The following is a 21,986-nucleotide window of genomic DNA, read 5'->3' as shown; positions in this document are numbered from 1 at the left end:
ACCCTTTTTCTTATTTTGTTTTTTTATTTGTTAATTAAATGATATGTGTCTTCACAAATCATTACTTCCTCATTTGTGCGCATTGCATATACAGGGCAAATTGCTTGGGGAGTTGAAATTAAATTTTCATTTTCATATGAACTTTGGTTTGCTTGAGCTGATAATGTTAAGTTTAATAGTTTAACTTCATTAATTACTAATTGGCGCATTTCACTTGAGTTTTCACCAATCCCAGCAGTAAACACAACCGCATCAAGCTTGGCACCTAAATCATTAGCATAAGCAACAATATACTTTGCAATTCGTTTTGCACTCATTGTTAAAGCTAACTGACTACGTTTGTTTTCTTTACTACTTTTAAAAACATCACGTAAATCTGAAGATACTCCCGAAATTCCTAATAAACCAGATTTTTTATTTAACGTATTTGTAATCTCATCTAATGTTACTCCAGTTTGATTAGCAACAAACTGATGAATTGATGGATCAATATCGCCACTACGTGTTCCCATAATTATTCCTTCTAACGGTGTTAATCCCATTGAAGTATTAAAACTTTTACCATTTTTAACCGCACAAACCGAAGCCCCATTTCCTAAATGACAAATAATTGCATTAAGGTTAGCAACAGGTTTTTGTAAAACCTCTCCTAAGCGTTTTGTAATGTAACGGTATGAAATCCCATGGAAACCATAACGACGAACTTGCAGGTCAGTATACCATTCGTATGGTACTGAATATAAGTAGTTTTCTTCTGGAATTGTGGTATGAAATGATGTATCAAAAACAGCCACATTTGGCACGGAAACAATATTGCGGAATGCTTCAATTGCCGCAATTGAAGGTGGATTATGTAATGGTGCTAAAGTTACCATTCGCTTGATTTCAACAAAAACTTCATCGGTAATAATTGTTGACTGCGTGAACTTTTCGCCTCCATGCACAATGCGATGACCAATACCTTGAATATCAGCAAAATCTTGAATAATATTTTGTTCTTTTAACTTCGCAATTAAAACCTTTGCTGTTGCACTATGGTCTGGGAGGTTTTCATTTGTTTGAAATTCTTGACCATTAAATTTAATAGTAAAAATTCCATCAATATTAATTCGTTCTGCTAAACCTTTACAAATTACTTCATAATTATTATTAGTTACTTTATATAATTGGAATTTCATTGAACTACTTCCAGCATTTATTACTAAAATCATATTATTTTTCTCCTTCATTTAATTATCTTATGATTATTTATATACACATAAATATGCTGTAACAAGAACGGTATTATAAATATCATTGATTGTTGCTCCTCGTGATAAATCATTAACAGGACGATCTAACCCAATGACAATTGGGCCAACCGCTTCAAACCCACCAAGACGTTGCGCAATTTTATAACCAATATTTCCAGCATCTAAATTTGGAAAAACAAAAATATCGGCTGGTGCTGTTAAAGCTGATGTTGGCGCTTTTTTATGACGAATTTCATCATCTCAAGCAGCATCAAATTGAAACTCTCCATCAACACGGCAATCTTTTAACTCTTTTGATTTTAAAATTTCATATGCTTCACGAACTTTATCGACCGAAGTTCCCCGCCCTGATCCTTTTGTTGAAAATGATAATAAAGCCATTTGTGGTTTTTTAAATTCAAAAACTTGGCTTGCTTCATATCCTAAATAAGCAATATCCGCTAGTTCTTCAGCTGTTGGTTCAATGTTTAATGCACAGTCAGTAAAAATATAACGTTCATCATTACGAACCATTAAAAAGAATGATGAAACTAATTTAACTCCCGCTCTTGCTTTAATAATTCGCAAAGCTGGACCAATAATGTCTTTTGTGTCATAAGTAATTCCACCGACCATTCCATCAGCTAAACCTTTTTTAACTCATAATAATGCTAAATAATTACATTCACCAACTAGATGTGTTGCTTCGGCAATAGAAACTTTCCCTTTTCGTAAGTCAACTAAATATTCAGCTAATTCTGCCATATTTTGTTCGTCAGCAACTAAAAGTTCAGCCTGGCATTCAGCAATTGATGCTGGAATTTCTGCACGCGTTTTAAAAACAAGAACTGGGGTAATATTTGTCCCCACTAACCGTTTTGCAACTTCTTGAATTCGTTCTGAATTTCCTTCTGGAAAAATAATTTTAATCTTCTTTGAAAACTCATTAATTTTTTTAAGTGTATTCTCTAATACATTCATCTTTAACCCTCTTTCTCATTAAATCTTTACCAAATAATTATATTACTTTTTTTAAAAATTTTAGAGAAAGTGTGAGATTAATTGGTAATTATTAAATAATTTTTGGTATTTTAATCAAATTTTTACCTCTTATGATAATTGTTGCAATTTTGACAAAGCAAGTTTCGTCGCTCATGTCCCATCTTCATGCACAGCACTCCCCAAGTGAATGGCATCACAATATTGGCTAATTGTTTGATAATTAGTTAAGTTAATCCCACTACCACCTTGAATTTGAATACCATAATTTCGTAATGCTTGCAAAACCGCTAAATTCTCGATAATTGGTGCTGTTCCTCCTTGCGTTAAAATTGTTTTAACCCCTAATTGTGCTAGTTGTTGAACTGCCGTTATTTTATCAATCACTAAATCAAATGCCCGGTGAAAAGTAACTGCCAATGGATGCGCTAAAGTAACTAATTCTTGCATGCGAACTAGATCAATGTGATGATCGGGTGTTAAAATCCCAACCACAATCCCTTCTGCTTTAGTTGTCTTAATATATGCAATATCCTTTTTAATTTGTAAATATTCATCATCTGGACAATAAAAGTCATTATCACGATGACGCACCATCACACGAATTGGAATGTTAATTTTTTCAGTACTTTCTTTAATTACATCATATGGTGGTGTTAAACCACCTTGTTCTAAAGCCGTACATAATTCAATTCGACTAATATTTCCTGCTTGTTCAATAATTTGACATTCTTGATAACTCGTTGCAATAATTTCAATAAACACTTATTCTTGCTCCCCACTAATAAATTTAATCCGATTAATGATACCATTAATCTTATTATTATATGTACCTAATTTAATATTTAATAAAAGAATATTATTAACCTTTAATAAATTAGCATAATCTTTATAAATACCAGCGAAAGCTGTAATGCTAATTTCACCACTTTCATCATAACAATCTAAAAAAGCCATTTTATTATTGTTTTTATCGATAATTACTTTAAGGCGTTTTACTAGTACTAAAACATTTGTTGATCCTAAATTTAATCGTAAATTACTAATTAATGTTGTTTTAAGCTGATATCCTTCTTTTTCACGAATATACTTTAACGGATGATTTGATAAATAAAAACCTAAAAACTCATATTCTTTTTCTAAAGCAAGAACCTCATCATCTGGTTCAATTACTAACTCTGGTTTTTCTGCTAAAGAAAAATCAACAACTAAGTTTTCATTTTCTTCTTGGGTTTTAATTAATTCAATGTAAGTAATAATTCGCTGATAGTTATTAAATAAAGTAATCCGGTTCATTTTAAACAAATCTAATGCGCCCGAAAAACATAATGCCTCATAAGTTTTTCGATTTAAACCCTTTTTATATAAACGAATAAATAAATCATATAAATCAACAAAAGGCCCATTTTCTTGATATTCACTAGCAATTTTTTTAAAGAAAGCAAAACCAATTTGCTTAATAATTAATAAGGGAACACAAATTTGATTATCAATAGTATGATATTGACGATATGGAGCATTAATATTGGGTGGAACAATTGTTAAATGATTCTTTTTTGCTAAAGCAATATAATCATTTGTTTTATGTTCATCGCCGATCACATTTGTTAATAAACTAGCTAAAAACTGTGATGGATAATTTGCTTTTAAATATGCCATTTGATAACCCAATAACGAATAAGCAACAGCATGACTACGGTTAAAACCATAGGCGGCAAATTTATAAATTAATTCTCAAATTTCATGGGCTGTTTTTTCAACATAATGATTTTTAATGGCCTCTTTAATGAATTCAGTTTTCATTTGCCCCATAATACTTGCATCTTTTTTCCCCATTGCTCGACGCAAAACATCAGCTTTTGCCAAAGTGAAATTAGCAACTTTTTGAGCAATTAACATAACTTGTTCTTGATAAACAATAATTCCATATGTTGGTGCTAAGATTTCTGTTAAGCGATCATCAATGTAAGTAACTTTTGTTAAATGTTTTTTCCGTTGAATAAAAAGGGGAATATTATCTTGTGGCCCTGGCCGATATAACGATGAAGTTGCAACGATGTCTTCTAATTGATCAGGAACCATATCAACTAATACTTTGGTCATTCCTGGTGATTCTAACTGAAAAATCCCTTTCGTATCTCCTTGTGCTAACAAGTGATAAGTTTTTTGATCATTTAATGGTAATTTATTAACATCTAGTTTTATTTTTGTTTCTTGATAAATATTATCAACAACATCATGTAAAATTGTTAAATTTCGTAACCCTAATAAATCCATTTTCAAAATTCCAAGTTCTTCTAAATAGTTCATTGAATATTGCGTTTGATAAATACCATTATATCCTTCTTTCACAGGAATAATTTCTTGTAAACGTTGCTGGGTTAAAACGACTCCTGCGGCATGCGTTCCTGTTTGGCGGGGTAAACCAATAATTTTTTTTAAGTGTAAAAATACTTGCGGGTATTTTTTTTGGTAAATTTCAAAAACAGGATTAGAACTAATTGCTTGTTCATAATGATAATTGTATTCCAATGGTACTGCTTTACTCATTTTATCAGCTTCGTCAATTGCAATATCAAAAATACGGCAAATATCACGAATTGCCATTTTCATGCCAATTGTTTGAAAAGTAACAATGTGAGCGACATGATCGCTTCCATACTTTTCAAACAAATACTCAACGATCATTTCACGTTTATCATCTTGAAAATCAATATCAATATCAGGTAAACTTTTTCGTTCTGGATTTAAAAAACGTTCAAATAGAAGATTATAAGCAATTGGATCAATTGTTGTAATATCTAACAAATAACTAACTAAGCTTCCAGCAGCACTTCCTCGCCCTGGGCCAACAAAAACATTTTGTTGTTTTGCATAACGAACATAGTCTCAAACAATTAAAAAATAATCATTAAAACCCATTTTATTAATGACATCTAATTCATAACTTAACCGTGCTTCATATTTTCCTTGCAACCCATTTAACTTTTTTGCTTTTAACGCTGTCTGACAAATTTCTGCTAAAAACTGCTGGGCTGTTTCACCATCAGGAATTGGATACTGCAGTAAGTTATCAAAAATTGTTCCTTTGTTTAAGGGGAAAATTTCAATATCAGTAATAAACTGTTTAATATTTTCAAAGTACTGGTCATAACGACTTGGTGGTGCAACTCAGGCATATAAATCATACAATTTACTTTCTTTAAACAAAGTTTGTGTTTTAATTGTATCAACAACTTTATAAGCAGTAAAATCATCACTCGTAAAATATTGTACTTTATTATTTCAAATGATTTGCTCTTCTGGTCCTAAGCCAAGAAACGAATCTAGTAATGTAACATTCCCATTATTAATTCCTAAAAACAAATCTTTTGGGTTAACTAAATTATCTTTTAACGTTTGAAATACAGTTGATTGATAATTTTCAGCACTATAATTAATAATAATTTTTAACCCTGTTGTTAAAAACTTACTAAGATCATCAAAAGTTAATGTTGTTTTATGTTCAGCATTAATCATTATTAATGATGAAATTTCAACTAAATTAAAATATCCTTTTTGATTACGCGCAAATAAATTTAAATTATACGGTTCATTATTAAACAAAATTGTAACATTTAAGCCAATGATCGGTTTGATGTTATTTTTCTGAGCAAGTTGATGAAATTCATAAACCCCAAACATATTACTATCACAAATTGCTAAAGTTGATAATCCATTCTTCGTTGCATAATTAAAATATTTATCAAACGTAATTAAGGATGATAATAAACTATAACTTGTTCGAACATTTAAATGGGGAATCATCATACTGGTTACCTCTTTCTACTTTCATTTTAACGAAAAAGAAAATAAAAACCACAATTGTGGTCTAATTTTATAGTTTAATGACAATAACAATAATCATTATCACAATTAAAATTGCTAAAATTCCAAAAACTAAAAAACGTCATATCCGAGGTTTCTTCTTTGGTGCCATTTCTTGTAATAATTCTTTTTCTAAATCAATCGCATTGTCATTATAAAAATTATTTCTCTCTTTATTCATATTTATAACTTTAATATCATCATCTTTAAAATCACGAATAATTGAAAACTCTTCATCAATTAAAATTGTTTCTTCTAACAAATTAGTTCGTGACCGTTCAGCTGTTCGTAATTCACGTTCATTAACTAATGGCTTTGTTGTTTCTTTCTTTTTTTGAAAAAGATTAACTTTCTTCATGAATATCATCCCTACCAATTACATATGTTTTTATATTCTTTTTAATTATAACATCAATTATTTCTTGTCACATTAAATTTTGTTCTTGAAATTCTGCTTGAGCTAAACGTGGTTTTGTAACTGGGTTTTTTGGTACAAAAAGACTACAACAATCCTCAAATGGTAAAATTGATGTTTGATAAGTATCAATTTCTTTTGCAATCGCAATAATTTCATTTTTATCAAAACATAAGACAGGTCGTAATACGGGTAATGATGAAACACTATTAATAACATTAATACTTTCAATTGTTTGTGATGCAACTTGTCCTAATGATTCACCCGTAATAATTGCCTGACATTTTCATTCTACCGCTAAGATGTTTGCAATCCGATAAAACATTCGGCGCATAATCGTAATGCGATAGCTTGCATCAGAAATGTGCATTAACTCATGTTGCAACATTGAAAAATTAACAACATGTAAACGTTGCTGGTTTTGCCCAGTATAATGGTATAATTTTTGAACTAAAGTTTTAACTTTTTCAAGTGCTTCTTCACTTGTGTGTGGAGGCGTTGCAAAATGTAAATATTCAACATTCATTCCCCGTTTCATTGTCAAAAAAGCAGCCACTGGGGAATCAATCCCGCCCGATAACATTACTAACCCCTGTCCTGAAATTCCAACGGGTAAACCACCAATTGTTTTAATTTTATTAATAAAAACATAAGTAAATTCACGACGAATTTCAACATCAATTTGTAACTTTGGTTGATGAACATCAACTTTAACATTTGTTTGTTGCAAAATCATTGGTGCTAATTGTTGTTTAATTTCAGTTGAAGTGAGAGAGAAAGTTTTATCATTCCGACGAACTTCTAATTTAAAAGTTGTGGGTTGATAGTATTGTACTAATGCAATTGCACAATTGGCAATTGTTTCTAACTCACGATCAACGCGCTTTGCTAATGATAGTGATGATGAGCCAAAAATATTTTTAACAATATTGATAATTGTTTGACTAACAGTTGGATCTAATAATTCAATAAATAAACGGTCAAATTCTTTCTTTAATTTATATTGCGCTTCATATCCTTCGAGCTTACTTTTAATATTATTAATTAGTACCCTAGTAAAATCATTACGATTTTTCCCTTTCGTTGTCAACTCTCCATAACGAACTAGTATTACATCAAAATTCATTTTATACTCCATTTCTTATTTCTTTTTTCCGCGTTCTTCATTAATAATTTTTAATGTTAAAAATAATGATCCATCATAATCTCCATCGCGATACGCAATCTGAGCATTTCGTAACTGATCATCAACATCATCATTTGTTAAAATATACTTTTGCGCATAGACTAATGTTTCTTGAGCTAAAAGGTCTAATAAAATATTATTTTTAATTTTTTCAAATAATTTTAACACTTCGGTTTTTAAGCGGTTTAGTTTCCCCGTTACTTCATCAACTTCATAACGATTATTAACATCAAAAGAAAGTTGCTTAACTTTCTCAAGGGCTATTCGATAATCATTAATTGCTTTTTCATATTTTGTTAATAATTTTTTATATTGTAATTGATTTAATCGTACTTCAGCTTGTAACAAAACAACTTCTAACAAATGAATTGTTTTACGAATTTCAGTTTCAGCAAAATTACGTTTTTCAATAATTTTTACAACATTTTCTAATGTTTCTTGCGTAACAACCGCATTTTCTAATAAACGAACTAATTCTTTGTTAAATCCAACATAATCACGGCCATTACGATTGATTTCTAAAACTAATCGATTTGTATCATGTGTTAATTCCTTTGTTTTACCCATTGCCTCACGATAAATACTTTCTTCATGCTCTGTTAAAATTGATGAACTACGTAAGGCTTCAATTTGGCGAGAAATCACATTAAAACTACGTTCAATTTTATTAATATATTCCATTACAATTTTATAATATTTTTTAAAACATAAAATAATTGCTTTTTGATGCTCAATTGTTTGATCAAAATCACTAATTTGATTAATAATCTCAATTGTCTTTTTTGTTGCTTTTTTATATTGCAAATTATCAATATACTTTGAAATTAAAATTTTAGTTTCATCAATACTTTTTGTTAACTCATCAAAACTATATTTTAATAAATCACGGCTATTTTCATCCTTATTAAATAAAACATATTTATCTTTTAATAAAGATAATTTATTTGGTACCACTTTTGTTAACAATGTTTTAATTTGTGGAATATTATCTAAAATCTCAACAAAGATTGTTAACGAAGTAGTGATGTTTGATAAAATTTGTTCTGTTTTTAGAAAGTTCCCAGCTGTTAAATAATCTTCAAATTCATCAAACATTCCCTCAATATTTCGTTCAAAATCATTAATTTTTTTTGTATCTAACGAAACATTCATTTGTAATTTAACGGCATCTTCTAATAATGAATTAAACATTTTTTTATGAGCTAAAATGTAATCTCGTTGTAGCAATTCAATTTGTAATTGACTGTTAATTTCGTCTAATAAACGACGTGCTTCTTCTTCTAATAAAGTTAACTCTTTTAATAAAGGGATTATTTTTTGGGCAGATAACTTTGGTATTTTCTTTGGGGTTGCTTTATTAATTTGATATAATTTTCGAAATACTTCTAAACAACTTATTAACTTTTTTTCATAAATAATTTCATACTTTGTCCGCCAAATCACGAGATCTTTTGCATAACGATTATTATGACGTGCAATTTCTGAAATCCGAAAAACTTTGTGTTTTAGTGGTAATCGCTTTAAAATATCAAATTTCTGTAAAATTTTAATTTCAACTGTTTTTAAATGACGTTTTCGTCCCCAAAAGAAAAGCGTAATACTCAATAATAGCAAGCAAGCAAAAAACAAAATAAATAATGTTAATTTAATTGGATTATTAATAATATTATTAATAACATTACCCATTTTGTCTTGCCCCCTATCAAACTACATATCAATTGAATTATAGCACTTGCGAAAAATATTACATTAAAAATTAGAAAAATATTGAATTATCCTTAATTTTATTATACAATAACTCCTAGACAACACAGAGAAGCAGCAGTATTGCATAGTAATGTTCTTAGTTTTTAAACACTTATGATTTAACGATTAAAAGTAACCCTAGCTGTTAGGGCGAATCAAAAAACTTCCATTGTTAGAGCAATTCAATGAATCTTTTTGTATGTCACAATGATATATAGGAGGTTTTTTTAATGGCACGTTATCGTGGAAGTACATTTAAAAAAGCAAGACGATACGGATTTAGTATTCTAGAAAACGATAAAGAATTTTCAAAAGGGAAAAAAAGAACAACAGCGCCAGGACAGCATGGCCAACGTCGAACAAAATTATCAAACTATGGGTTACAATTACATGAAAAACAAAAAGTTCGTTACATGTATGGTTTAACAGAACGTCAATTCCGTAATACTTACAGTAAATCAAAAAAAATGAAAGGAATTACCGGAACTAACTTCTTAATCATGTTAGAATCACGACTAGATAACATTGTTCACCGTATGGGATTATCACAAACAAGAGCAGGAGCTCGTCAATTAGTAAACCATGCCCATATTTTAGTAAATGGAAAAAAGGTTGATATTCCATCATACAATTGTAAACCAGGTGATGTTATTAGTGTTAAAGAAAGTTCACAAAAAAATGTTAAGATCTTAGAAAGCTTGCAAAGCCAAGTTAGCACTCTAGAATTTGTCAAATTTGATAAGACTAAGATGACAGGAACATATGTTCGTTTCCCTGTCCGTGAAGAATTAAATAGTAATATTAATGATGCATTAATCGTTGAATGATACAACCGTTTAGTATAAAAAACATCTCTTAAGAGATGTTTTTTTGTTTTCAAATGATTAAATTAAACAATATCAATATTAAAGATTAACCCTTCTGTTTTTTCAATTGTTTCACCAATGTTTGGATTTAATTGTGATGTTATTTCAAATTCAATATTTGTTACTTTACAACGAAAACCACTCGCTTGTTCTAAATCAGCGAAATTATTAATTTTTTTTCATTGGTTAGTTGTTTTATCTAAATATTCAAATACCATTTTTTCATTAAATGTTGCTGATATTGAAATATTTTTATTACTAATTAAAGCAAGTTTCTTAAAAATAGCTTCGGACAATAAATCCTTAACTGTTGCATTAGATAAAATTACAAGTTTATGATCAAAGGGGTATTCGCCCAAAAGAGCCTTAGGTATTGTCACAGTAATCCACCAATCTTCATTTAAACTCTTTACAAATAAATTACTAAACGAATCTTTAATTTTTTCAATTGAAAATAATTCTGTAATTGCATAACTAATTTTAGTTGTATTTTCACTTTGTTCTCAGGGTTTATTGTATTTAATTTTCCCCTTTTCAATAGTTTCACCTTTTCCTGATGTTTCTAATAATAGCGGATCAGTAACTAAAGATCATCCACCGCTTTTATTTTGTCAGCCCTCCAAAATATTATGGAAAATTAATTCAATATTGGTATTAAACTTTAAAAAACCACCATCTTGGTTATTAGAAATGTCTTTAATTGCTTTATTTTTAATTTTACTATTCACATCTAAAAAACCATCATTATTAATGTTTTGTGGTTTAGCAAATAAATATTTTCCTAATAATAGTAATTTATTATCCAAATCATTAATATTTTTTTCTTGTTGCATAAAATTATTAAAATTAATAATATTTGGTAATAGTGCATTTAAAATATCAATATATTTCCCTTTATATGTTATTGTAAGACTCAATATTACTTTAGAATCCGAAAAAGTACTTTCTTTACTGTCTTCTTGTAATAAGTCTTTAAAATCCGAATTTAATTTTAAATTGTTAACAAATTCATTTCATTGTTTTCAATTTGGATCACTCTCATTAAATTCTGTTGGAATGACTGTTGGTAAACTTCCTACAGAATTAACATTAGTTAATAATTTCAATATTTTAGTAAGAAAAAAATCTTTTTTAAGTAATGAGATATCTAATTTTTCACTATTACCATCTAAATTCTTAACATTTTCTTTGATTATTTCTCCTTCTTTACGAAGTAACGGAGTAGTTATAAAGTAAACTAAAAAAATCGTATTTTTTTGTTCATTGTTTTTATTATTTTTTAAATCATAATTTTTAAATTTTGCCGTTAATTGCAAACAACCAAGTTCCTTTCATTGTCCTGCGTCATCAACAACAATTTCTTTAAAATTAAAAGGCGTTATTACTAATTCATTTTTAATATCATCAAATTAATCATCATATAGTTTTTTAATGACATCTTCAGCTCTAATATCGTTATAATTTTCATCCTCTAAAAACATTGGCTTTGTTTCAGAATAAGAATTAATTTTTGCATTAAAATTTTTCTCTTGTTCTTTCGCCTCTTTTTCGTCTTTTTCCTTTTGTTCCTTATCTTCTTTTTCATCCTCATCTTCTGTTGTTGGACTTATTGATTTGATTTGATTTTGTTTACAAGCAATTACCCCTATACTTGTTGTACTAATAAGTGTTAAACCACTTAAAAGCGTTAAAAGCTTCTTCATCTTTACACCTCTTTCTTTTAACCAAAAAAATACAATTTTTATTACAAAATTTTTAATATTATTATTAAGTTAATAAATTATTATCATCCTGTTTGTTAGTAAATAGTAAAATCATTATAACATCAAAAAAAAAAAAAAAAAAAAGTTTTACCCATTTTAAGTTCAAATATTATCTTAGATACCAATTTAACAATATAAATATGTTATTGTTGAAATTTCAACACAAAAATTATTACCTAAAATCATTAAAATCTTTCCTATTAATTATATAGTTAATTAATCTTTTGAAATTTGCAAGTAATTTTTTGTTTCTTTCTAAATTTTCTAATAAAAAAACACGATAATTTTTTTAAACATTCTTTTCCAATTTTAATTGAATTAAACGTAATGATATCGCAATATATTGTAGATCATTTGCGATTCTTTTTAGTTCATCTAAAACATTGTCAAATGCTTCGCTAGTATAAATATTTGCTTTTATCATCGGTTCTTTAAGTTGAACAAATGATAGTCACATTAAGTTTTTTTGTTTAATTGTTTTTAAAATTGGCTGTGAAAATTCAACATTTATTATTTTAAATTTATTAGTTTCATTGACATATTTTCAAGAATGAGGAATACAATTAAATTTAAACCCTAAACTTGCTAGAAATTTTTTGACACTTCTTGTGCCTCATTAAGTATTTTTTAATTCTGGATATGATGTCCAAGGAAAACCTGGTTCTTCAATTATTAAAGTTCCATGATTATTTAAGAGGTGATATAGATTATCAAAAAATGACTCTCAATCTTTTAAATGTAATAATAAATATCTTGAGTATATTAAATCTGCTTTACCTATTGCTTTAAAATTAGCTTCTTTATTGGTAATATCACCTAAAAATGAATGAACATTCTGGTATGCTTTTAATTTATCATTAAAAATAACGATTTGTTCATTAGAATTATCAATTCCATACACTTGACAATTAGGAAAATAATTTGCAAATCACATTGACATTGAACCTTGTCCACATCCAATATCAAAGATTATTTTAATATTTTTCTTTTTGACATTTTCTTTTATAAATTCTTGACTTCCTTGATTATAAACATCAAATAAAGAATCTAATCTTTCCTCGTCATGTTCTCCTGTTTTTAATATATACCCTTTCATTGTCTTTTTCTCCTTTTCGGTATTGTTAATTAATTCACAAAATTTTCTTAATTTAATTTTATAATGTTGTTGGTATTTTTAAGTTAATTATTAAACATTTTTTTAAATAAATTTAACCCCTTAATTTTTATTGCATAAAATAGATGTTATTAAAGTAATAATTGCAAATAAAAAACCGTTAACTAAACGGTTTAGGAAATAACTAATTTAAAATTTAATGATAATTTCAATAGTTATTAAAAGTTCACTCTGAAACATTAACTAATATTAACCCCATGTGATTGTAATAAAGCTGCGGCTGTTTTATCAACCACAACAGTAATATCCTCATGCATTTGTAAAGCAGTACATGGTCATAAATTATCAGTTTCTCCTTCAACTAATTGTTTAATTGCTTGTGCCTTGTTTGAACCATTCGCAATTAAAATAATTTTTTTAGCATTTAAAATTGATTTAATTCCCATTGATACTGCTTGCTTTGGTACTTCATTTACTGAAGCAAAAAAGCGGGCATTTGCTTGAATTGTTGTTTCTACCAAATCAACAACCCCCGTTAATGAGTTGAAATCAGCGGGTGGTTCATTAAACCCAACATGACCATTTGTTCCAACTCCTAATAATTGCAGGTCAATTCCCCCCACCTGAGCAATTAACGCATCATATTGTTTTGCACTAGCAACATAATCACCAATTCCTAATGGAACATAAGTGTGTTCTTTATCAATATTAAGATGATCAAATAACTTTTCATTCATAAAATAACGATAACTTTGAGGATGAGTTGGTTCTAACCCAACATATTCATCTAAGTTAAAAGTTGTCACTTTACTTCAATCCGTATTGTTTTTTTGATAATCTTCAATCAGATATTCGTAAACTGGTTCTGGTGAAGAACCTGTTGCTAATCCAAAGACAACTTTAGGATTTTGTTGCACGCTATTCACAAAAATTTGTCCAACAACCTTTCCAATTGCTTTTTTATCTTCAACAACAATTAATTTCATCTTTTTAACCTCATTTCTTACTATTATATTATTATACTATAAACTTAACAGTTCTTTTTATTGTTTTCCTTCCAGTTGTGAATAAGCAATTTCACCTTCACACAAAGTCATTAAAACCTTTAATTCAGAATCCAACACAACTAAATCAGCTAACTTCCCAACAGCAACAGAACCAGTTTTATCAAAAATTCCTAACTGTTTAGCAATATTAGTGCTAGCTACTAATGCTAATTCTTGTAATGAACAATTAGTAAAATGATAAAAATTACGAACACAATAATCGTATGTTGCAACTGAGCCAGCAATCGTATCAGTACCTTTAATAACAACTTTTTGTCCTGTTTTAACCACGGGTAGGGGTCCAAATTGATATTCACCATCAGGGAGTCCTTTTGCCAGCATTGCATCAGTAACTAAGGCAATTCCGGTGGCTTTTTTAATTTTGTATGTTAAATTAATAATATTTGCATTAACATGAATGCCATCACTAATTAATTCACCAACAACTTCATTAAAATTTAAAACCGCCGGAACTACTCCTGGTTGACGATGATCATACTTACTCATCGCATTATATAAATGTGTAACATGGTTAACTCCCATTTTTACACGCTCAGCAACTAAATCAAAGGTTGCATTTGAATGACCAATTGATGGTAAAATATTATGTTCTAATAAGAACTTTGTAAAACTACCATCTTCTTCTTCTGGAGCATATGTCACAATACGAATATTATCATTTGATGCTGTTATTCATTTTTTTAAAAGGTCAATATTTGGTTTTTGTAACAGTGATTCATCGTGAGCACCCTTAAAGACTTTAGAAATGAAGGGTCCTTCTAAATGTGCTCCAATTTGACGAGCTTGTGGACCTTTATTATAATTTGCCATATAATCTTGATAAACAGTTAAAATTGATGTTATCGTTTCATCACTACCAGTAATAATTGTTTGACAATACTTAGTAATTCCTTCTTGGGCTACTTCTTGGGCAAATTTCTGAAAACTAGTAATTGTCCCTTTCTCCGTATCTTCGCCATAACCACCATGGACATGACAATCAATAAATCCTGGCATAATAATTGCTTGTTGTAAATCATAGCCTGGTTCAAGCGTACTTCCACTGTTGATACTAATAATTTTATTATCCTTAATTTCTAACCAACCATTAGCAATAACTTGATCTTCACAAACTATTTTTGCATTTTTTAAAATCATCTTTTTTATCTCATCTTTCTATTTTTTAAAAAATAAAATTTAATGGTAATTTTTTTAAATCAAATGTTACTTTCTTCCGTCCCAAAGAACGATACAAGAGCGCTAAAATTAACATCGGATTATTTTCTCGCAGTAAGTAAGTTTGTTTACCAACAGTAATTTTAACACCAATATCAATATATTCAACATGTTGAATTGTGTTTAAATTAAACTGGACAACCTTTTGATTATTGTTTTTATCCAAACCATCAATAATGAACCGTTTGTTCGTAATTAACAACATCCCTTTGCAAAAAAACTTAATATTATTTTGCGCGGTAAAAAAATGAATATTAACGGCATTATTTTTAAAGTGACATTTTTCTTTTGGTTCTAAATCAAAAGCAACTGGCAGCACTTTTAACGGTCGTCATAAGGTAAAATTAACTTCTTCAACATTATATATAAATTCTTGTTCCCGACCATTTAAGACTAAATCTAATTTCCGTTGATACTTATAAAAGCGATGAATAAAATCTTGTGTATAAGCAAAATTTTTTAAAATTCATCGTTTAAAAATCCAATACTTAAAATTACGAAAGTTTTCATCACCCATTTTTTTCTGATAACGGTCTAATACAAACCGTGGTTTATATTTAAAATTATCTTCATTTAAAGCAAACTTTCATTCTTCTCGTTTTAAATAAAAAGTTATATCTCTTGTCATTCTTGAAAACATTCCCATCACCTTTGTTAATTATATAACAAAATAAAAAAACTCTAAACTAATCAATGATTAATTTAGAGTCTAGGGTTATTTTTAACTAAATTCAATGGTGGTTCAGGACGGAATTGAACCGCCGACACTTTGAGCTTCAATCAAATGCTCTACCGACTGAGCTACTGAACCACGATTGGCGGTCTTGACGGGACTCGAACCCGCGATCTCCTCTGTGACAGAGAGGCATGATAACCACTTCACTACAAGACCATTGGTTGCGGGGGCAGGACTTGAACCTGCGACCTTTGGGTTATGAGCCCAACAAGCTACCACTGCTCCACCCCACAATTTTAATACTATCATATTTTAACTTTTAATTGCAAGTTTTTTCTTGCAAAAAAAATGGCGGAAGATGAGGGATTCGAACCCCCGCGCGGCTTTCACCGCCTGTCGGTTTTCAAGACCGATCCCTTCAACCAGGCTTGGGTAATCTTCCATGATGCTCTAAAAGCAATTAAATATATTAATGGTGGACCCTACTGGACTTGAACCAGTGACCATCCGGTTATGAGCCGGATGCTCTAACCAACTGAGCTAAGGGTCCATGGTAGCGAGAAAGAGACTTGAACTCTTGACCTCCCGGGTATGAGCCGAGCGCTCTAACCAGCTGAGCTATCCCGCCATATAAGAATTTTAATTGCTTTTTAATGTAAGTAATGGTGGACCCGAACGGGATCGAACCGTCGACCCCCTGCGTGCAAGGCAGGTGCTCTCCCAGCTGAGCTACGGGCCCAAAATTAGATAAAAAATGGTCGGAAAGACAGGATTCGAACCTGCGACCCCTCGGTCCCAAACCGAGTGCTCTACCAAACTAAGCTACTTTCCGAAAAAAAATAACATTTAAATAAATGGCGCGCCCAGAAGGATTCGAACCCTCAACCTTTTGATCCGTAGTCAAACGATCTATCCAATTGATCTATGGGCGCATGGAAATAAAAGTATTTAAATGTTAATCCGATTTAAATGGAGGCACTAGTCGGACTCGAACCGACGATCGGGGAGTTGCAGTCCCATGCCTTAGCCACCTTGGCTATAGTGCCATAAAATCTAAACCCCTCCTATATTATCATATTGACAATACATTTCAACAAAAATAAGGAAAAAACTTAAAATCATTTGCTTAATAAAATTTTTTACTCAACAGCAATTAAAAATGAATATAATGGTTGCTCACCATCAATAAATTCATATTCAACATCAAAACTTTCATCAAGATATTTTCGAATTGCATTAATATCGCGTCTTTCAGCATCTTCACCAGTGAAAATTGTCACAATTTCTGTTGATTTACTAATCGCACGATCAAATAAATACTTCATTGTCTTTGACAAAGTTGGATATGAACAAATAATTTTTTTATTCATAATTCCCATATATTCACCCTTATTAATTTTAACCCCATCAATTGATGTTGTCTTTGCTGAAACAGTAATCCCTAAACTTGTCACATTTTTCAAACTTGATTTTAAAGTTGAAAAATTTTTCTTTGCAATTTCACCAGGTTCAAAAGATAACGCTGCAACCATTCCTTCTTGAATTGAAGTTGTTGGAACAACATAAACATTTGATTTTCGTTCAACTTTAGCTGCTTGTTGTGCTGCTAAAATGGCATTACTATTGTTAGGTAAAATAAAGACATCAACTGCATCAACCGCTTCAATTGCACTTAAATAGTCATCAGTTGAAGGATTCATTGATGATCCCCCATTAACAGTATATTGAATATTTAGATCATTTTTAAAAAATTGTGCAATCCCATTTGATGGTGTTACGGCAATTATTGCCGCTGAATTTTTTAATTCTCTTTCAGCTTTAATTGTTTTAACATGTTTTGCTGCTTGTAAATTCATGTTTTCAACTTTAATATTTTTAAATTCACCATGTTGTTGTAAAAATGTTAAAACATTTCCTGGCATTAAAGTATGCACATGCACTTTTAAAATATCATTGTCAACAACAGCAACAATTGAACGGCCACCTTGATCTTCTAACGTTTGTCGAACTTGAGTAACATTAATTTTATCAATATGTTTACTATCTAAAATAACAATTGCTTCGGTACAATAACCAAATTCTTCGTTTTGTAAATCCATCACAACATTATCGCCAGTATTTTCAACTTGTTTTTTACGTTGAGGAACAATTTTACCTGTTTTTCAATATGTTGTAATTCCTTCAAGAATTTTTACTAACCCAAAACCACCTGAATCAACAACACCAACTTCTTTTAAAACTGGTAATAACTCTGGTGTATTATTTAACGATTCTGTTGCAAAATCAACAATTTTCTGAAATAAATCAGGAAGTGGAATTTCTTGCTCTAATGTTGAAACATTCTCAGCTGTTTCACGAATAACGGTTAAAATTGTCCCTTCAACGGGTTTCATTACCGCTTTATAAGCAACTTCTTTTGCTTCTGAAATTCCTGCTTTAACTGAATCAAAATTTAATTCATCAAATTCTTTTAAACCGTTGGCAAAGCCACGAAAAATCTGGGACAAAATAACACCAGAATTTCCCCGTGCTCCCATAATTAATCCACGGGCGAAAACATCAGCAATTTTACTAATTGACTCTGAATTAAGATCATTAATCTCCTTAACAGCATTCGTCATTGTTAAATTCATATTTGTTCCTGTATCACCATCGGGGACTGGAAAAACATTTAATTTATCAATTTCTGGATAAAAGTTATATAAATTGTTATAGCCGCTAATTAGTGAATCTTTAAAAGATTTTGCATTAAATTCCATTTCTATCACCTTTACATTTTTCATTTAATTACTTTTTCCTTTTTTAATTCTCTTAAGTGATATAATTGTAAATCTTGCATTGTTCTAATATCTCGTTGTTAATAAATTTGTTAAATTAATAAGTCTTGAATATTTACATTAACGTAAATCATAATATCTTTTGAGTAAACATCCAATTTTTCTAATTCATATTTGATTCGAATCTGTATTTCGCGAGCAATATCTTTAATATTTACCCCTTCAAGTAAGATAAGAAAAATATCAATATAAAAATTACGACCATCTTGTCTCAATTTAATTGACTGTGAATAATCTTTAAGTAGCATTGTAACATTTTCTTCACTATTTTCTGCTTCATCAGCCTTAGCAAAACCAGCAACTCCAGGAACGGTAGTTACTGCGGCATGAACTAAATCTGCTATTTCAGTTACATTAACTTTTTCAATCATAAAAATCACCACTAAACTAAATTAACATTAATAATTATAGCGAGAAAATATAATAAAGCAATAAATTTATTCTATTTTCTCAATTAAAATATTAATTATCGTTTTTTTCTCCTCTATTATTTAAAAAAATCATCTAAATTAGTCAACATATGACTAGCACTAACAAGCCCGTCCAATGTCTTTTCTTCTGCTAATATTAATTCTTTGTTTTTTAATACAAAGTCTTTTGTATCAATTTCCTGCTTTGTTGCAAGATCTTTAATTTTGATACATTCATTAATATCTTCTCAAGAAAAACCATTTTGGACCCTTAAAGAAGCTATTGAATGAGCAATACTATGGTTCAACGCTTTTTGATCACGTTTTTCCCCCCCCAATTGTATTTTCAAATGATAAAGTTTGCGTAAATGAATAACGATTGTTACCTTGTTCACTTGATTTTTTTACTGTTATCTCAATCATAATAATTTCCTCCTGAATATAATATAATTTTACTACAAAATGAAGTCAATTACCACCTTATCATCTTGAATAATCCCATTAATACCAATCCCACCAGCAATAATAAAAAAGACTGCCCTGGTAAACAATTCTTTTATTGTAACAAACATACTAATTCCAATAATAATTATTAAAATACTACCAAGTACTAAGAAAATACTAGTTTTTTTCATCTATATCACCTCGGGCCTTAATTTTTATTTATCATTTTAGTTTTAATAATTCATAGTTACTTTTATTTTCTATTAACATTATAACAATAAAATTCTCAAATAATTTTGGACTTAATTTAAATATCCTGCTAGGAAGAATAAAAATTAATAAAATTGCTAAAAAATTAAATTTTTTCTTGCTTTTAAAGTTAAAATTCGCTATTATTTTATAGTATGTAGATATAAAGGAGTGAAATCATGGCAAGAAAATGTGCAATTACTGGCAAAGGTGCTTTATCAGGAAACAAACGTTCACATGCGTTAAATGCAACCCGTCGTAAATGAAATGTTAATTTGCAAAAAGTTCGTATTGTTGTTGATGGTGAAGTTAAAACATTGCGTGTAACAACAAGAACTTTAAAAACATTAAAACGTAAAGGACAAATTGCTCAATAATAACGAGCCAGTAAATACTTGAAAAATAATGAAAAAAGTAAGGATAAATTTTAAAATTTATCCTTACTTTTTTTATAAAATAAGATAAAATAAAAATGGTATGTAAATGCCCATGTGGCGGAATTGGCAGACGCAGTAGACTCAAAATCTACCGAAGAAATTCGTATCGGTTCGAGCCCGATCATGGGTACCAATTTTAAAGCAAAAAAATAATCGGTAATATTAACCGATTTTTTTATTTACTATAAACTGCCACAACTTGTCCGGATAAAACATTAACATTTCCTGTTGCACTAACAAATTCATTACTAATAGCATTCGCAGATAATCCAACTAATGTTAAATTTTCAACATTATATTTTAAATTAGTAATTGTTATTGTTGCTGGTTGTAAAGCAAATAATGAAAAATAACGATAATCTGGTTTTTTGACTACCTCATTCATTCCGGGTTGTAATAAATAAGCATATGTATGATCATTAACAAAAATAACATTATAACGATAAATAAAGTTAAGACAACTTAATTGCATATCAAACCGATGTCCTTGTGCAATTAAAACAATTTCAGTTGGTTTTAATTTTAATGCCTCTTGAATGGCAATTTCACCATCAATATAATCTTTAACTTGCGAAATTTCCAACACGGTCTTCGCCTTACTCGTAATAAAAGCTAATTCATCATCTTGTAAACTATCTTGATCACAACATACTAAATCAATTTGATTAAAAGCCTTAATTAAATCTAAACAACCACGTTCAACTCCAATTTTGTAATAATCATGATATGGTTTTAAATCTACTTTTGTTTTTGAACAAACAATTAACACTTTAGTTGGTTTCATCAGCTAATAATCCTTGTAAACGTGCTTGTAAATCAGGATGGCCAAATAAATAACTACCAGCCACTAACACATCGACCCCATATTTTTTACAAATTAATCCTGTTTGTTCATTAATTCCCCCATCAACTTCAATTAAGGTTGAATACTGATGTTGATCAAGATATGTTCGCAATTCCTTAATTTTTTTTGCTGCTTCAGGAAGAAACTTTTGGCCACCAAAACCAGGTTCAACAGTCATAATTAACACTAAATCTAATTGTTCAAAATACGGTAAAATTACTGTTAATGGTGTTGCTGGCTTAATTGCAAGTCCTATTTTTATCTTTAATTTTGTTCGTAAAGCTAAAAATTCCGTTAGTTGTGCGGGAGTTAAGGCCTCATAATGTAAGGTAACTGATGAAGCACCAGCTGCAATAAACGGCTTTAAGTAACTTTCAACACTATTATTTTTAATTTTAACCATTAAATGACAATCAAGATGTAAATCACTATAACTGCTAATATCAGCTAAAATTTTTGGACCAAACGTTAGATTTGGCACAAAATCACCATCCATAACATCAAAATGGATTCATTCTGCTCCAGCGGTTGTAATCGCTGTTAACTCATCTTTTAAAATTAAATAATTAGCGCTTAAAACACTTGGCGCCACAAAATACTTTTTCATCATAACCTCTTT

Annotated in this window: 23 protein-coding genes and 11 tRNA genes; 3 read left to right on the top strand and 31 right to left on the bottom strand. The window is 29.6% G+C overall.

What is annotated here, in order from left to right; all coding sequences use genetic code 4:
• Positions 1-23: 23 nt before the first annotated feature.
• From E7Y35_RS06315 to E7Y35_RS06285, 7 genes are all read right to left on the bottom strand, one after another.
• On the bottom strand, positions 24-1,211 hold the full coding sequence (locus tag E7Y35_RS06315) for an acetate kinase (protein ID WP_283272133.1): 1,188 nt from the start codon (positions 1,209-1,211) through the stop codon (positions 24-26).
• Positions 1,212-1,244: 33 nt separating this feature from the next.
• Positions 1,245-2,213, bottom strand: a complete 969-nt coding sequence (gene pta / locus E7Y35_RS06310) for a phosphate acetyltransferase (RefSeq protein WP_283272132.1) — start codon at positions 2,211-2,213, stop codon at positions 1,245-1,247.
• A gap of 129 nt (positions 2,214-2,342) precedes the next feature.
• A complete protein-coding gene (locus E7Y35_RS06305) occupies positions 2,343-2,996 on the bottom strand; it encodes a copper homeostasis protein CutC (protein ID WP_283272131.1) in 654 nt (217 codons plus the stop codon).
• Complete coding sequence (locus E7Y35_RS06300; protein WP_283272130.1) at positions 2,997-6,038, bottom strand: DNA polymerase III subunit alpha; 3,042 nt, start codon at positions 6,036-6,038, stop codon at positions 2,997-2,999. It abuts the gene before it with no gap.
• 70 nt (positions 6,039-6,108) lie between these two features.
• Positions 6,109-6,456 carry a hypothetical protein gene (locus E7Y35_RS06295; protein WP_283272129.1) on the bottom strand — a complete coding sequence of 116 codons (348 nt, stop codon included), beginning with the start codon at positions 6,454-6,456 and terminating at the stop codon, positions 6,109-6,111.
• Complete coding sequence (gene thiI / locus E7Y35_RS06290; protein ID WP_283272128.1) at positions 6,443-7,639, bottom strand: tRNA uracil 4-sulfurtransferase ThiI; 1,197 nt, start codon at positions 7,637-7,639, stop codon at positions 6,443-6,445. The genes E7Y35_RS06295 and thiI overlap by 14 nt, the downstream gene beginning before the upstream one ends.
• Before the next feature lie 15 nt (positions 7,640-7,654).
• The gene (locus tag E7Y35_RS06285; protein WP_283272127.1) at positions 7,655-9,385 is read right to left on the bottom strand and encodes a septation ring formation regulator EzrA; all 1,731 of its coding nucleotides are present in this window, start codon (positions 9,383-9,385) and stop codon (positions 7,655-7,657) included.
• A 290-nt stretch (positions 9,386-9,675) separates the two neighbouring features.
• On the opposite strand from E7Y35_RS06285, the gene rpsD reads away from it, so the two are divergent.
• Positions 9,676-10,290, top strand: coding sequence for a 30S ribosomal protein S4 (rpsD, locus tag E7Y35_RS06280; RefSeq protein ID WP_283272126.1), 615 nt, complete (start codon positions 9,676-9,678; stop codon positions 10,288-10,290).
• Positions 10,291-10,334: 44 nt separating this feature from the next.
• Here the strand turns inward: rpsD and E7Y35_RS06275 are convergent, their stop codons facing one another.
• The 22 genes from E7Y35_RS06275 to E7Y35_RS06170 form a co-directional block, all read right to left on the bottom strand.
• The gene (locus tag E7Y35_RS06275) at positions 10,335-11,627 is read right to left on the bottom strand and encodes a hypothetical protein (RefSeq protein WP_283272125.1); all 1,293 of its coding nucleotides are present in this window, start codon (positions 11,625-11,627) and stop codon (positions 10,335-10,337) included.
• Between the two features lie 93 nt (positions 11,628-11,720).
• Entirely contained in the window at positions 11,721-12,014 is a 294-nt protein-coding gene (locus E7Y35_RS06270; RefSeq protein ID WP_283272124.1) for a lipoprotein, read from the bottom strand.
• Positions 12,015-12,363: 349 nt separating this feature from the next.
• Positions 12,364-12,531, bottom strand: coding sequence for a hypothetical protein (locus E7Y35_RS06265; protein ID WP_283272123.1), 168 nt, complete (start codon positions 12,529-12,531; stop codon positions 12,364-12,366).
• 159 nt (positions 12,532-12,690) lie between these two features.
• Complete coding sequence (locus tag E7Y35_RS06260; protein WP_283272122.1) at positions 12,691-13,170, bottom strand: class I SAM-dependent methyltransferase; 480 nt, start codon at positions 13,168-13,170, stop codon at positions 12,691-12,693.
• 257 nt (positions 13,171-13,427) lie between these two features.
• Positions 13,428-14,174, bottom strand: a complete 747-nt coding sequence (gene nagB / locus E7Y35_RS06255; RefSeq protein WP_283272121.1) for a glucosamine-6-phosphate deaminase — start codon at positions 14,172-14,174, stop codon at positions 13,428-13,430.
• A gap of 57 nt (positions 14,175-14,231) precedes the next feature.
• Positions 14,232-15,392 (bottom strand): N-acetylglucosamine-6-phosphate deacetylase, encoded by a 1,161-nt coding sequence (gene nagA / locus E7Y35_RS06250; RefSeq protein WP_283272120.1) that lies wholly within the window; start codon positions 15,390-15,392, stop codon positions 14,232-14,234.
• Positions 15,393-15,417: 25 nt separating this feature from the next.
• The gene (locus E7Y35_RS06245) at positions 15,418-16,098 is read right to left on the bottom strand and encodes a hypothetical protein (RefSeq protein ID WP_283272119.1); all 681 of its coding nucleotides are present in this window, start codon (positions 16,096-16,098) and stop codon (positions 15,418-15,420) included.
• Between the two features lie 107 nt (positions 16,099-16,205).
• A tRNA-Phe gene (locus E7Y35_RS06240) sits at positions 16,206-16,281 on the bottom strand.
• Between the two features lie 5 nt (positions 16,282-16,286).
• Positions 16,287-16,362 (bottom strand) — tRNA-Asp (locus E7Y35_RS06235).
• 2 nt (positions 16,363-16,364) lie between these two features.
• Positions 16,365-16,439, bottom strand: a tRNA-Met gene (locus E7Y35_RS06230).
• 56 nt (positions 16,440-16,495) lie between these two features.
• Positions 16,496-16,588, bottom strand: a tRNA-Ser gene (locus E7Y35_RS06225).
• Between the two features lie 31 nt (positions 16,589-16,619).
• Positions 16,620-16,696 (bottom strand) — tRNA-Ile (locus E7Y35_RS06220).
• Between the two features lies 1 nt (position 16,697).
• Positions 16,698-16,774: transfer RNA gene (locus E7Y35_RS06215), tRNA-Met, on the bottom strand.
• A gap of 35 nt (positions 16,775-16,809) precedes the next feature.
• A tRNA-Ala gene (locus E7Y35_RS06210) sits at positions 16,810-16,885 on the bottom strand.
• Positions 16,886-16,901: 16 nt separating this feature from the next.
• Positions 16,902-16,978, bottom strand: a tRNA-Pro gene (locus E7Y35_RS06205).
• 23 nt (positions 16,979-17,001) lie between these two features.
• Positions 17,002-17,078 (bottom strand) — tRNA-Arg (locus tag E7Y35_RS06200).
• Between the two features lie 38 nt (positions 17,079-17,116).
• Positions 17,117-17,192, bottom strand: a tRNA-Cys gene (locus E7Y35_RS06195).
• 93 nt (positions 17,193-17,285) lie between these two features.
• Entirely contained in the window at positions 17,286-18,905 is a 1,620-nt protein-coding gene (locus E7Y35_RS06190) for a DAK2 domain-containing protein (RefSeq protein ID WP_349306615.1), read from the bottom strand.
• Positions 18,906-19,015: 110 nt separating this feature from the next.
• Positions 19,016-19,354, bottom strand: a complete 339-nt coding sequence (locus E7Y35_RS06185) for an Asp23/Gls24 family envelope stress response protein (RefSeq protein ID WP_283272117.1) — start codon at positions 19,352-19,354, stop codon at positions 19,016-19,018.
• Positions 19,355-19,470: 116 nt separating this feature from the next.
• Positions 19,471-19,731 carry a hypothetical protein gene (locus E7Y35_RS06180; protein WP_283272116.1) on the bottom strand — a complete coding sequence of 87 codons (261 nt, stop codon included), beginning with the start codon at positions 19,729-19,731 and terminating at the stop codon, positions 19,471-19,473.
• A complete protein-coding gene (locus tag E7Y35_RS06175; RefSeq protein WP_283272115.1) occupies positions 19,691-19,816 on the bottom strand; it encodes a hypothetical protein in 126 nt (41 codons plus the stop codon). Before E7Y35_RS06175 ends, E7Y35_RS06180 begins: the two co-directional genes overlap by 41 nt.
• A gap of 32 nt (positions 19,817-19,848) precedes the next feature.
• Complete coding sequence (locus E7Y35_RS06170; RefSeq protein ID WP_283272114.1) at positions 19,849-20,028, bottom strand: hypothetical protein; 180 nt, start codon at positions 20,026-20,028, stop codon at positions 19,849-19,851.
• A gap of 237 nt (positions 20,029-20,265) precedes the next feature.
• Here E7Y35_RS06170 and rpmB point away from each other — a divergent pair, with 237 nt between their 5' ends.
• Complete coding sequence (gene rpmB / locus E7Y35_RS06165; protein WP_283272113.1) at positions 20,266-20,463, top strand: 50S ribosomal protein L28; 198 nt, start codon at positions 20,266-20,268, stop codon at positions 20,461-20,463.
• A gap of 108 nt (positions 20,464-20,571) precedes the next feature.
• A tRNA-Leu gene (locus tag E7Y35_RS06160) sits at positions 20,572-20,656 on the top strand.
• Positions 20,657-20,698: 42 nt separating this feature from the next.
• Here E7Y35_RS06160 and E7Y35_RS06155 read toward each other — a convergent pair.
• Together E7Y35_RS06155 and rpe are read right to left on the bottom strand one after the other, a co-directional pair.
• Positions 20,699-21,307, bottom strand: a complete 609-nt coding sequence (locus tag E7Y35_RS06155) for a thiamine diphosphokinase (RefSeq protein WP_283272112.1) — start codon at positions 21,305-21,307, stop codon at positions 20,699-20,701.
• A complete protein-coding gene (gene rpe, locus E7Y35_RS06150) occupies positions 21,294-21,974 on the bottom strand; it encodes a ribulose-phosphate 3-epimerase (RefSeq protein WP_283272111.1) in 681 nt (226 codons plus the stop codon). The genes E7Y35_RS06155 and rpe overlap by 14 nt, the downstream gene beginning before the upstream one ends.
• Positions 21,975-21,986 lie beyond the last annotated feature (12 nt).

The sequence above is a fragment of the Spiroplasma sp. SV19 genome (assembly GCF_030060925.1).
GTDB lineage: Bacteria > Bacillota_I > Bacilli_A > Mycoplasmatales > Mycoplasmataceae > Spiroplasma.
This window is presented reverse-complemented; position numbering and strand designations above follow the sequence as displayed.